At 32.4% G+C, this 12,706-nt stretch carries 10 protein-coding genes; 4 read left to right on the top strand and 6 right to left on the bottom strand.

Translation table 11 applies throughout. The features are described from left to right. Positions 1–29: 29 nt before the first annotated feature. Entirely contained in the window at positions 30–689 is a 660-nt protein-coding gene (locus D1815_RS03800; RefSeq protein WP_118385970.1) for an alpha/beta hydrolase, read from the top strand. A gap of 72 nt (positions 690–761) precedes the next feature. Then, the gene (locus tag D1815_RS03795) at positions 762–3,296 is read left to right on the top strand and encodes a PQQ-dependent sugar dehydrogenase (protein ID WP_118385969.1); all 2,535 of its coding nucleotides are present in this window, start codon (positions 762–764) and stop codon (positions 3,294–3,296) included. 10 nt (positions 3,297–3,306) lie between these two features. Here D1815_RS03795 and D1815_RS03790 read toward each other — a convergent pair whose 3' ends face one another. Then, complete coding sequence (locus D1815_RS03790) at positions 3,307–3,900, bottom strand: YdeI family protein (RefSeq protein ID WP_118385968.1); 594 nt, start codon at positions 3,898–3,900, stop codon at positions 3,307–3,309. Positions 3,901–3,941: 41 nt separating this feature from the next. Continuing rightward, positions 3,942–4,376: an SRPBCC domain-containing protein gene (locus D1815_RS03785; RefSeq protein WP_118385967.1), complete on the bottom strand. Its 435-nt coding sequence runs from the start codon at positions 4,374–4,376 to the stop codon at positions 3,942–3,944. 116 nt (positions 4,377–4,492) lie between these two features. Here D1815_RS03785 and D1815_RS03780 point away from each other — a divergent pair, with 116 nt between their 5' ends. Then, entirely contained in the window at positions 4,493–5,035 is a 543-nt protein-coding gene (locus tag D1815_RS03780; protein ID WP_147404223.1) for a hypothetical protein, read from the top strand. Between the two features lie 50 nt (positions 5,036–5,085). Here the strand turns inward: D1815_RS03780 and D1815_RS03775 are convergent, their stop codons facing one another. From D1815_RS03775 to D1815_RS03760, 4 genes are read right to left on the bottom strand one after another with little or no spacing between them, the layout of a single operon-like run. After that, entirely contained in the window at positions 5,086–6,012 is a 927-nt protein-coding gene (locus D1815_RS03775) for a GyrI-like domain-containing protein (protein ID WP_118385965.1), read from the bottom strand. Positions 6,013–6,030: 18 nt separating this feature from the next. After that, positions 6,031–6,420, bottom strand: a complete 390-nt coding sequence (locus D1815_RS03770; RefSeq protein ID WP_027391761.1) for a hypothetical protein — start codon at positions 6,418–6,420, stop codon at positions 6,031–6,033. A gap of 24 nt (positions 6,421–6,444) precedes the next feature. Next, positions 6,445–6,981: a GNAT family N-acetyltransferase gene (locus tag D1815_RS03765; protein ID WP_118385964.1), complete on the bottom strand. Its 537-nt coding sequence runs from the start codon at positions 6,979–6,981 to the stop codon at positions 6,445–6,447. Positions 6,982–7,031: 50 nt separating this feature from the next. Then, positions 7,032–9,437: a TIM-barrel domain-containing protein gene (locus D1815_RS03760; RefSeq protein WP_118385963.1), complete on the bottom strand. Its 2,406-nt coding sequence runs from the start codon at positions 9,435–9,437 to the stop codon at positions 7,032–7,034. Positions 9,438–9,768: 331 nt separating this feature from the next. On the opposite strand from D1815_RS03760, the gene D1815_RS03755 reads away from it, so the two are divergent. Then, positions 9,769–12,633, top strand: coding sequence for an esterase-like activity of phytase family protein (locus D1815_RS03755; RefSeq protein ID WP_118385962.1), 2,865 nt, complete (start codon positions 9,769–9,771; stop codon positions 12,631–12,633). Positions 12,634–12,706 lie beyond the last annotated feature (73 nt).

Genomic DNA, 12,706 nt, shown 5'->3' with positions numbered 1-12,706 from the left:
CAATAAAATTGAACCTTAGCTAAAAGAAAATGGAAGTCAAAACTTTATCATTACATCATATCATTAAAGAACCAACTATTAAAAAAGATAAAGCACCTGTTTTATTTATGTTTCACGGATATGGAAGTGACGAAAATGATTTGTTTTCTTTTGCTTCAGAATTACAAGAAGAAGTATTTATAATTTCTGTTAGAGCTCCCTATCCAATGCAACCCTATGGTAATGCTTGGTATGCCATCTATTTTGATGCCGCGCAAGGAAAGTTTAGTGATGATGTACAAGCTATTGAGTCACGAGATAAAATAGCAACATTTATAGATGAAGCTGTCGCAACCTATAATTTAGATCCTACCAATGTAACTCTACTTGGTTTTAGTCAAGGTACAATTCTTAGCTATTCTGTAGCACTATCATACCCTAAGAAAGTAAAAAATGTGATAGCATTAAGTGGCTATTTAAATGAAGATATCCTTAAAGAAGGTTATGAAAACAATGATTTTTCAAAACTTAACATATACTGTTCACACGGTAGTGTCGATCAAGTAATTCCTATAGATTGGGCGAAAAAAGCTCCTGTAAAATTAAAAGAGTTAGGAATACATACTTCACTAAACGAATTTCCAGTTGGTCACGGAGTCGATCCTCGCAATTTTTATCAATTTAAAGAATGGTTGACTAATCATATTTAGAAAAGTAATATAAACCATAATAAGCGATAGTTTTTTTCGTTGGAATAAAGACACTTATCTCAAACTCCAAACATGAAAACACTATCCTCACTACTTGTTTTCGTATTCTTAACTATTACCTTTTTAGGTAATGCGCAGATTACGTATGAAACTGCTTTTCCAAATATAAATTTTGAATTTCCTGTTGAAATACAATCCCCCAATGATGGAACAGATCGAATGTATATTGTTGAACAAAGAGGAAGAATTAAAGTTTTTCCGCGGGTTAATAATGTAGGAGCTAATAGTGTAGATACCTTTTTAGACATATCAGATCGTGTACGTTTTAGAGACGGTCAAGAAGTTGGGTTATTAGGATTGGCTTTTCATCCTGATTATGAGACTAATGGATATTTTTACACCTACTACACCACGGATAGCCCAGTGTCAGGCATATCGGTAAGAATGGTACTTTCTCGGTTTACGGTAAGTACTTCAAATTCTAACTTTGTCGATCCAGATAGTGAATTGGTGATTTTTCAGTTCGATAAAAATCAGAATAATAGCAATCACAATGGAGGTAAAATTGCTTTTGGTCTAGATGAATATCTTTATATATCCATTGGTGATGGTGGAGGCGGAAATGATCCTGAAGGGAATGGACAAAATAAAAATACTGTTTTTGGTAGTATTCTTCGTATCGATGTAGACTTAGATGGAAATAATTCAGTAGAAACGAATCCAGATTTACCAAATGGTAATTATGAAATTCCAAGTGATAATCCATTTGTTGGCACCAATGGATTAGATGAAATATATGCCTATGGAATTAGAAACACTTGGAAATTTTCATTTGATAATGAAACTGGAAGATTATGGGGTGCTGATGTAGGTCAGGGTGCTTTTGAAGAGGTAAATATAATTGAAAATGGAAAAAACTATGGTTGGAGTCGATTTGAAGCCAATTCTGTGGCTAATAGTAATGTAACCATCAATGAACCTACTGTTTTTCCGGTTCATTTTTATAACCGAAATCAAGGAGATCGTTCCATAACTGGTGGCTATGTGTATCGAGGCTCAGAGATCACGAGTCTAAATCCTGATATTAACTCTAAATATATTTTTGGAGATTATGTAAGTGGAAGAGTTTGGGTATTGGATTACAATCCTTCTTCTGGAACAGCTAACAGTACATTATTATTTAATACATCTGGTGAGTTTGTTTCTTCTTTTGGAGTAGATAAAAATGGTGAACTATATTTTAGTGATTATGGAAGTAGTGCACAAATCTATAAACTAGTGGATGGAACGACCACAACACCGGGAACTGCTATAAGTGGTATTGGACAATGGCAATCATTAAATCAAGGAGTTCCCAATGGAGTCATTCAAGCTATCGTAACAGATACTAATGGCGATGTATATCACGCTGGAACTTTTAGTGAAGTAGGAAATATAAGCGCTAATAATATCGCCGTTTGGAATGAATCATCTGGATGGAGATCGCTAGGTACTGGATCTAATGGAACTATTAATACACTTAAAATTTCTTCTAATGGCAATTTATATGCTGGAGGAGCTTTTACTGAAATAGGAGGTGTTTCTGCACAAAATATAGCCGTCTGGAATGGGAACAACTGGTCCGCATTAGGATCAGGAATAGATGGAACAATAGCGTCTATTGAAATTGATGATAATAACAACGTATATGCTGGAGGTGTTTTTGAAACAATAAATGGCAATACTGTAAGAAATATTGCAGTATGGAATGGCACAACTTGGTCAGCATTAACTGATGTAACTAGTGGAATAGCAGGAACAAATAATGAAGTAAGATCATTGGCATTAGACACAGACGGAATACTATATGTAGGTGGAAATTTTGACGAAGCTGGAAACGTTACTGCGAATAGAATTGCTACTTGGAATGGAACTAACTGGGGAGCATTAGGTACAGGAACTAGTGGTTTTGTAGAGGCAATCGCAATAACTCCAACAGAAGTGTTTATTGGAGGTAATTTTTCTATAGCAGGTGGTCAAACTGTTAATAGAATAGCAAGATGGAATAAAAGCAATACTACTTGGTCATCTGTTAATAATGGAGTGAATAATATAGTAAACACATTAATTCACGATGGAAATAATTTATACGTCGCTGGTGCTTTTGACACTGCCAATATTGATACTAATAATAGTGTTATTGTTAATAATATCGCAAGATGGAATGAAACAAATGGTTGGGAAGCATTAGGTACTGATATTAATGTTGGAGTAGATATTAAAATAAACACCATGAGTTTTGCATCCGATAATGAAGGTATTAATACTGTTTTTGCTGGCGGTAATTTCTCTGCTGCAGGAGCTATCAATGCTAGCAATACTGCGCAATGGATATCCGAGAATACTTTAACTATTCCTGAAACAAATGAACCAACCACCTTTTTATACCCTAATCCAACTAGTGGCATAGTACAATTACCTAAAGAAAACGAGTGGATACTTACTAATAATATCGGCAAAATAATTAATAAAGGAAAAAGTACTACTATCGATATTTCTGGGTATGCTACCGGTATGTACTTTTTGAAATTAAAAGACAAAAAGACTTTAAAGATCATTAAAAAATAGAAAGCAAATTTTAACGATATTTATCCCCAAGACCAACTCCTCTTAAGATCATAGGTGTTATTTTTTCTAACCTCGTAGCTTTGGTAGTATCTCGTTTTGCATTAGTAATATATTCTGCGTATTCTTTTTGTTTAAACCGAGGCAACTTCTCAAAACTATTTTTTAGATCCTTATTAGCTTCTAAAATTACTTTTAACTCTTCTGGTATATTAATATTGGTTGAAGGTTTTTTAATTGTTATTTCTTTACCATCTTTTTGATTTTGTATCGCTTCAAGAACGTATTGTAACACTAAGTCTTTTTCTATTTCTTCATAAGAAGAAAATCTCCATTGTCGCAAACCTTTTGTCTTTCCTTCTTGTGCATTAATCAATTTACCTTGATCATCTTTTAGAAACACTCCTTGATGAAACCATATCCCCACATAAGATTTAAATGCTGTTAAACCTATTACATTCTTACCACCTATCATATATGTTGGTGTACCCCACTTTATTGTTTCCTCCATTTCTGTAGAAATCATAATAGATCTTAATAATTCTAAGCTTTTTTTCCAGTGTAACTTACTGTTAATAAAAGCATCTACTGTTTTACTATTTTCCAAAACACAAAAAATATAGTTCTATTTTCTCTCTAAAATAAATATTACTCTGCCAAGTACTCTTTTAATCTTTGTCCTAAAAAATAATTCCAACCTGCTATACAACTCTCTCTTGTAAATTCGGGAATATCAGATGGAAAATCTTCTGTTACTACCAGGGATAACTTAAGTCTAGTTCGATTATCTTCCTTATACAACTCAAAAGTCACAAATGCATCACCCGGATACTCTACATAGCTCCAAGTGTATGTGATTTTTTTATTGAGTATTACTTCGGTTATTTCCCAACAATGTGTATAATTTCTATCTTCGACCTGTACTAAGAATTGAGTTTTAAAACCAACTTCTGGTTTAAATGATCTAATAGCATCAAAAAACCAGGATCTCATTTCCTTTACATCAGTTATTGCTCTCCAGACTTTATTTTCAGGAACATTGTAATATTCTTCAATAATTATGTGTTCATCGGTAACTTTCATTATCTTAAATAATTAAATTTCAATTATTTATTAGCTTTACTAAATTAAACAAGTTATATGTATTAACAAAAAATAATATGGCATTGAATTTGATAAACTATCAAAAAAAACAATTAATGAGAACACTACTTTATTTTGTCTTTATCCTATTCTTATTCTCAGCTTGTTTTCCCACTAAAATAGCACCTACAATTAAAGAAGATAAAGTAATGGTTGCTAAAAAGTTTAAGAAAGGGCTTCCCAAAAGAAATTCCTTTATTTTCGAAGATCCCAAAAATGAAAATGAATTTTACGACTATATTAATTACAAATTTAAATTAGATAATAAAGACGTTCAATGGAATGTTCCTTTCATAGTAAATAACATAACATATTACCTCTCTTTTAACGAAGTAGAGAGAACCACAAAAACAATCAACCTAGCACCCTTGGTAATCGATGCAGCATTAGAAAACAATAATTTAGAACCAGTTTTAGAGAATTCTTACACAAGTCGTAGTGGAAAATGGTATCTAGTACTTACCGTTAATGATGAAGAGTTTATGGATTGTCTTAAAGAAAGTTATGTAAAAAGAGATGAGATTGTTGTATTTCTCAGACAACTTAGAAAAGAATATCTCGCAACCAGCGATTACAGATCTCTATTATTTAAAAAATAAAACTAAATCATTTACCATAAACTCGTCATTCATAGAAATTTTAAAAGAATTTAATGAATCGGTATATAAAAATCAACTAAACATTTGTTCTCTGGATGATTTCTGAAATCACTATGATATATTTCAAATGGAGTCACCTCTGATTTCTTATACCCTTGCTCGTTCATCCAAACAAAAAGACTACTCCAGGCTTTTTCAAAATCTTCGGGAGTGATTTCAAAATGACCAACAATATTTCTCCCCTTTTTAATAATAACTGGGCTGATTTCACCTTCAGAAACAAAAGGTTCGTTCATCAATATACAAACACTCATTCTAACTTTATCTGGTGATGTTACCTTGAAACTATCATGAAATATTCTTGCCATTTTAGTATCAGGGGTTTCCATAATTCCTTTAGATCTCCCCCATTTTATTAACTTTTCAAAAACATTTCCTATCCCTTCTATCCCAATATGAGTAATACTTGCAAAATGTAATTCTGGTACTTCTTTTACTTCGATTTTTGCATTCATTTTAATCCAATTTAAATGATTATTAATGTTACAAATGTATTTTTCAAAAATCGATTCCTCTTGTCCAATCTTGCTTTCTACTTTACTAATCTTGCTAAACTTACTAGGAAGTTGTTTTCTAAAATCGGTCGGACTTACTCCATAAAAACTTTTAAAAGCTCTAGTGAATGAAGAATTACTACTAAAACCATATTGAAGCGATAGCTCAGCAATACTAACTTCATTTTTATGCATAAGCTCTAAAGCGATTTTTTCAATACGTCTTCTATTTACATAGGAATTCAGTGTCTCACCTATTACGGCCTTAAAAATTCTATGAAAATGAAATGGAGAATACAGTGCAACCTTCGCAACTGATTCTAAGGATAAATCTTCGTCTAAATGCTCATCAATATAAATAAGAACAAGATTAATTCTATTTATATATTCTTTATTTGATTGTTCTTTTGAATTAAATTTCATTAAAATATTTTCTTAAAATTAATCCAAGTCATCTCGATCAAAATCTTTAATAAAATCAGTGGTGTTTTTAAAACCTAACTTTTCAAGTTTTTCAAAATATGGTATATAATCAGATTCTTCAAATTCATATGTATCAACATTCCACAAAAAATGTATAATCCACTGATACCATCTTGCTGGGGCTGGATATTTTCTTAAATACGTTATACGATCGTCAAAATTTAAAACTTCTTGATCCAACCATTCATTTAAAATCATTATGTGAGTTTCTCCTCCTCCCATTCTCCAACCGATACTATACGGATGAAGATTAGGTCCGTATATCCAAGGCGGAGGAATATCACCATACTTTTTTGTTAGTTCATTACTGGCTTTTATGTACCATTTAGAATTTTTATATTCTCCCATACATTCGATAAACAATACTATCTTTTAATATGACCTACTTTTTGTTATAAGTTCTTTATTACACCAATACCAGATTGCGTCTTCACTATTAGGTTCATAAGGAGCAAATTTATCGAACTCCATTCCAACTTTTTCCATCACTCTGATCGATGCTTTATTATCTTTAAATGCAATTGCAATTATCTTTTTTAGTTTAAGGGAATCAAAGCCATACTCTAAAATTGCACGAGATGCCTCTGTTGCTATACCCAATCCCCAATATTCAGGTAAGAACCTATATCCTAAATCAATTTCATCAAATTCTGGCAAGTATGCAAATCCTGACCATCCTACAAATTTATTTCCTTTTTTTAAAATAGTAGCCCATCTACCATATCCATATTTTTTATAATCAATAATTCTTGTTTCTATGGCTTTTTTTATTTCTTCCCTAGATTTTACTACAGGTTCTCCTGTATACTTTTGTACGGCAGGATTAGAATGCAGATTGTATAGTACTTCTATGTCATCAAGAGTAATTTCTCTTAATAATAATCTTTCTGTTTCTATTAAAACCTTCATTTTATTGATTATAATATTTTAGGCATACCCTATTGAGAATATAAATATACCTAAAATGTTATACTCAATTGTTCTATCACACTAGAGTTCCATTCAAGCGTAACTGTTAATAGGTTTTCTTTCTCGTTCCAATCAGTTTCAACTATCTTATCTCCTACCTTAACAGATGCTGGAGCAGTTTTTATATTATGAATAATTAATGATAGTTTACGACTGATTTTAGCATAATCATTGCCTGTTTCAGACTTTAAATTTATAGAAAGTGTATCATCTACATTCTTACTATTGAAACTTAAAATCTCATACTTACCTTTTTCATAGGCATTTGGCGTATTTCCATCATCATCATATAATTTCCCAAAACTAGAACTCGTTTGAGCATCGTGATAATAATGTAACGTAAGCTCCTTAGTATTATATAATTCTGTATTCTGGATAGTCTCTACCATAGGAATAAATGCACCTGCTTTTACAAATACAGGAATATGATCCTCTTCGGTTTCTATAGTAATATATCTACCTCCTTCATATTTTTCACCTGTATAAAAATCATACCAATTAGATCCCTTAGGAAAATAAACATCCTTAGATGCTACCCCAGATTTTACTATTGGAGAAACTAAGAAACTGTCTCCCCACAAGTAAGTATTAGAAACCGTTTGTAATTCTTTAGCCTCAGAATCTTCAAAAAACAAAGGTCGCATTAACGGAACTCCTGTTTGATTATTTTCAAAAGCTAACGTATAATTATATGGAAGCATTTGATATCTCATTTCTATACTCTTTTTCGCTAAATCTTTTGTTTTTTTATCATGAAAAACTGGTTCTGGTGCAATATGTTCTTGAGCATGTGGTCTATAAATAGGCTGAAAAACTCCATACTGTAACCACCGAGTATATAGTTCTGCGTCAAATTTTTCTCCTCCAGCAAAACCACCTAGATCCGAATGCATATATCCCAATCCTTGAATCCCCATTGATAAGGCTATTTCGGTTTGAGGTTGTAAACCACCCCAACTTCTATTAACATCTCCCGACCAAGGAATCATCCCAAATCGTTGTGATCCAGAATATCCAGCACGCATCAAAATAAAAGGTCGTTGATTAGGGAAATCTTTTTGGTACCCTTCTTGAACTAATCTCGCCCAATCGTGTCCATAGATATTATGAACCTCGTCAGCAGATCCTGTAGCATGTAATAATGATGATGGATGAACTTCAGGTTCACCAAGATCTCCCCACCATCCTGAGACTCCATATTCTTTAGTATATGTTTTATAAATATTCCAAAACCAATCTTTACCTTTTTGATCATAAATATCAATAATTCCAGTGTTTCCAAAATAGAAATCATATCTAAAAGGATTTCCTAATGAATCTTTACCAAGAACTTTTTCAGTTACAGCTTCTTCCCATTTTTTGGATGTTGATAAAACAAAAGGTTCTGTTATTAAAATGGTTTTTACACCTTGGTTTTTGAAATCATTGATCATTTGTTTAGGGTTAGGAAATGAATCTTTCAAAAACTCTAGATTTCCCATATGCCCTTTGATGTCTTTTCCGAACCAATAAATATCTAGAATTACTGCATCTAATGGAATAGAATCACTTTTAAATTTCGCTATAGTTTCCTTAGTTTCCTTTTCTGAATGATATCCAAAACGACTTGCAAAATTACCAAAAGCCCATCGTGGAGGTAATGGTTGTTTTCCTGTTAGATCAGTATACTGATTCATTAAATCTTTCCAATCATCACCAGCTATAACCTGATATGTCTTTCTTCCATTGATCGTTTCGTAACTCAATGTATTATCTTTTTTACTATCAATATCAAGAAAACCGATCGGAGCATTATCAAAATGAACTGCATATTTTTTAGATGATAGTACTAAAGGCATGGCATAATTCATTAGCTCAGCACGAGTTTCATAACCATAATGCGCTCTATTATATAATTGTAAACGATTACCTCTTCTATTCATTCCTACTACTCTTGCTCCTGCACCATAAATAACTTCATCTTTATCTAAATTAAAATTCAATATTTCTGTAGAATCTGTTTTAAGATATCCCTTGTTCTCTGAGATTAATTCTTTTCCTTTATATATGTAAGAAATATGAAATGGTTCTTTTGTTATATGAACACTGATCCCATCAGAATTGCCGTATACAATACTTTTTTCAGTTTCCTCTACGTTAGCAACAATTCCATTTTCCAAAACAACAGCGTGTGATTTGGGATCAAAAACTTCTCCAGTTGGTATAAATGAAGTTTCAATAATTTTATTAGAATATAGCTTTATTAGATATTTACCATTATCTCTGGAAACTTCAATAAAACCATCTTTTTTATAGCTATCGATATTGGTTATAAAATCACTAGCATTAGGTTTACAAGAAAACGCTAAAAACGTTACTATTCCTGAAAGGAAAAAGAAAAAAAATCTTGACTTCATTATATAAGGGATGTTTTCTAATGTTGATAAGATTCAAATATACTAGAATACCTTTAGAATAAGGTTACAACGAAAGGTGACGATACCGAATTATTGAATTTTCATTCAAAACAAAAAAACACAATAAAAATCACAACACTTCACTATAACGTTTTCGTAACTAACTAGAATTAGTTTAATCATATCGTAATCGATTTCATACAGTAAAAGCATTAACATAAAACACCTAACCTTAACCTAAACATTTGTTGAGATAGACTAAACATTTTGGTAATACCGAAAGATTACTTTTAGGGTATTAATAACCAATTTAATCTTAATCGTATCACACATGAAAAATTATCTTTACTCTATGTCTAATCGACATAGAAAATCAATATGCATTTCTGCTTGCTTAGGTTTTCTAATTTCTTTTTCTGCTTTTGCCCAAACAGAAAAAGATAAATCAACACCACAATTTGATCTACCAAATGACAATTATTATGGTCAAGAAATTTATGCAAAAGGAAAAGGAAAATCTTTTAGAAACTTTGGAGACTTACTATTCTCCAGGGCAGTCTTAGATGCAGCTAGTTTCTCTGAAGGTCCTACCTCTGGTCTTTTAATTGGTAATGGACCTATTAATGAGCAAAACCTTCCTTTTGATAACAAGCAACCTATCCAAGGATTTTCTGCTGTCTTAAATAATATGGACGGAACTTTTACTGCAATGTCAGATAATGGTTTCGGAAGTATTGAGAATTCTGCGGATTATAATTTACGTTTATACAAAATCAAACCTAGATTTGAAACATTTTTTAGAAGAGGCGAAGGAGATATTCAAGTATTAGAATATACCGAACTAAAAGATCCAAATGGACTAATTCCATTTGCAATTACGAATCACTTTAGCCAAGATAGAGTTTTAACTGGTGCTGATTTTGACATCGAATCTATCCAAAGAACTACTAATGGTGATTATTGGATCGGCGATGAATTCGGGCCTTTCTTGTTACATTTTGATCAAAATGGGGTATTAATAGACGCCCCTTATCCTCTACCTGATCTTGATAATGAAGGTAAAGAACTACGTTCTCCACAAAACCCATTTAGTGAAGAAGCCAGTGCTATTAGAATCATGAATGCGATGAGAGCACACGCACAAGTTAATGGCAGTAAAGCTCCTGTAATGTCGCCTTGGTTTGTTATGTTAGATGATAATGATGAAACTACGGTAGTAGGAAGTAGAATGACAACTGCCAATGGATTGGTAGAAGCATCAAGTGAATTATTTAATGTTTCTTCTTTAAATCGTGCTGGTCATCCAGTAGTTGTATACACCGTTAACGATACAGAAAACATGAATCGTTTGTTGGACCTAGACTTACAAGGAATTATTTCAGATCGCCCCGACCTTTTATTAGAAGCTGTACAAAATTTTGATAAGAACCAAGACGGTCGCGCTGATTATATGGATGATAATGGACTTATTGATGTTACTCTTTTTGATGCACAAGGACATCGTGGAGCTAGAAATTTACGTCCAGAAAACACCATACCATCTATGGAAGCAGCATTAGATTATTTGATGCCTACATTAGAAACAGACTGTGGAATCACTTTAGACGGAATCCCTGTACTAGATCACGACCCACATATAGAAGCGGCAAAAACAAGAAAAGTAGATGGTACTCCATATGAATATGAAGATGAAGTATTGGTAAAGAATCTTACATTAGACAGTATCCAAAAAACATTTATTGCAGACAAAATCTTAGCCGGTAGACCTGCACAAACCAATGATCTTTCACTCTCTCCTGTTGCTGTAGCTTTTGCAAATGAAAAAGGATTTATTGATCCTTACGTAATGCCATCATTACAACAATTATTTGATTTTGTAGCGTTCTATGAAGATTATTATAAAAATGGAGAAGGGTCTTCTCATCCAGAAGCTACAAAACGTTGGATGAATGCATCCAAAGTTCGCTTTAATATAGAAACCAAAATTAACCCAAGAACTGATTTGGATGATCGCGGAGACGTATTTTCCGAAAGAACTTTTGGTCCAGAAACGTTTACTAAAGCAATTGCTGATATTATTGTTGCGAATGAATTAACGGATCGTGCAGATATACAAAGTTTTGATTTTAGAACATTATTACTTTCCCAAGAACAGTATCCAGAAATTAGAACGGTTTGCTTATTTGGAGATTTCCCTAAAGTTGGAGATGCTGGCGATGGTACCAACTTACAAGATCAAAATGGAGAAAACACTCCTTGGTTAGCGGGAATGTATTGGCCATATCGAGTGACAAAATTAGACACTCCATTTAATGTAAAACAAAGTGGTGGTTTCGAAGGAATGGCTTTAACTACAGATAATACCACATTATTACCATTACTAGAAAAATCGCTAGAAGGTAGCGAAAATAACAATCTATTAATCCACGAATTTAATCTTGCTAGTAAATCTTATACCAATAAAAAATATGAATATCCACTTAACGAAAGAGCTTCTGCAATTGGTGATTTTGTAATGTTTAGTAGACAAAGAGGATTAATAATCGAGAGAGATGGATCTCAAGGAGATCTTGAAGGGTTCAAAGCTATTTATGAAATAGAACTAGACGAAGATTCTACGATGGTTCAAAAAAGACTTAATGTAGACTTATTGAACATTAGAGATCCTAGGAGAATTTCAGAACCTGGATTACCTGGAGATATAGGAATTGGTAGAGAATTTGCTTTTCCTTTTGTTACTATAGAAAGTGTTGTAGTTCTTAATCCGTTTTTGATTGGTGTTCTAAATGATAATAACTATCCATTTAGTGTTGGTCGACATGTTGGTGAAGGGTTACCTGATGACAATGAGTTTATTTTACTGTGGTTAGACCAACGATTAGGATTGCCTTGGTACAACAAGAAAGATACTGTATTAAGATTTAAAGAAGACGATTTTAAAACATATCCTAACACTTTTACCAACAAGGTGACTTTCTCTTCTATAAATGAAAAGATAAGCGTAGTAAGTATTGATATATTTGATTTGGCAGGAAACTTAGTTAAACAAATAAATTCTACTAAAACAAATGAAAATGGTTTTGAATATATATGGGATGGTAAAGCCGATAGTGGTGCTGATGTATCTACAGGAATATATATTGCAATTATCCAAGCTGATGGAGAATTTATAAAGAAAAAGTTAGTAAAAAAATAAAAACTTAAAATTAACCAACTTACTAGCATTAATAACCAAAAAAAAGACCTGCCATATTAAGCAGGTCTTTTTA

The organism is Aquimarina sp. AD1 (assembly GCF_003443695.1).
In the GTDB taxonomy this organism is placed as follows: Bacteria; Bacteroidota; Bacteroidia; order Flavobacteriales; family Flavobacteriaceae; genus Aquimarina; species Aquimarina latercula.
The sequence above is the reverse complement of the archived record's forward strand: the minus strand, read 5'-3'. Positions and strand labels throughout refer to the sequence as shown.

Bases quoted from the DNA above. Each gene is read 5' to 3' on its own strand.
- D1815_RS03800 (WP_118385970.1), top strand. From the start codon at position 30: ATGGAAGTCAAAACTTTATCATTACATCATATCATTAAAGAACCAACT.
- D1815_RS03795 (WP_118385969.1), top strand. From the start codon at position 762: ATGAAAACACTATCCTCACTACTTGTTTTCGTATTCTTAACTATTACC.
- D1815_RS03785 (WP_118385967.1), bottom strand. From the start codon at position 4,376: ATGAAAGTTACCGATGAACACATAATTATTGAAGAATATTACAATGTT.
- D1815_RS03780 (WP_147404223.1), top strand. From the start codon at position 4,493: ATGAGAACACTACTTTATTTTGTCTTTATCCTATTCTTATTCTCAGCT.
- D1815_RS03775 (WP_118385965.1), bottom strand. From the start codon at position 6,012: ATGAAATTTAATTCAAAAGAACAATCAAATAAAGAATATATAAATAGA.
- D1815_RS03770 (WP_027391761.1), bottom strand. From the start codon at position 6,420: ATGGGAGAATATAAAAATTCTAAATGGTACATAAAAGCCAGTAATGAA.
- D1815_RS03765 (WP_118385964.1), bottom strand. From the start codon at position 6,981: ATGAAGGTTTTAATAGAAACAGAAAGATTATTATTAAGAGAAATTACT.
- D1815_RS03760 (WP_118385963.1), bottom strand. From the start codon at position 9,437: ATGAAGTCAAGATTTTTTTTCTTTTTCCTTTCAGGAATAGTAACGTTT.
- D1815_RS03755 (WP_118385962.1), top strand. From the start codon at position 9,769: ATGAAAAATTATCTTTACTCTATGTCTAATCGACATAGAAAATCAATA.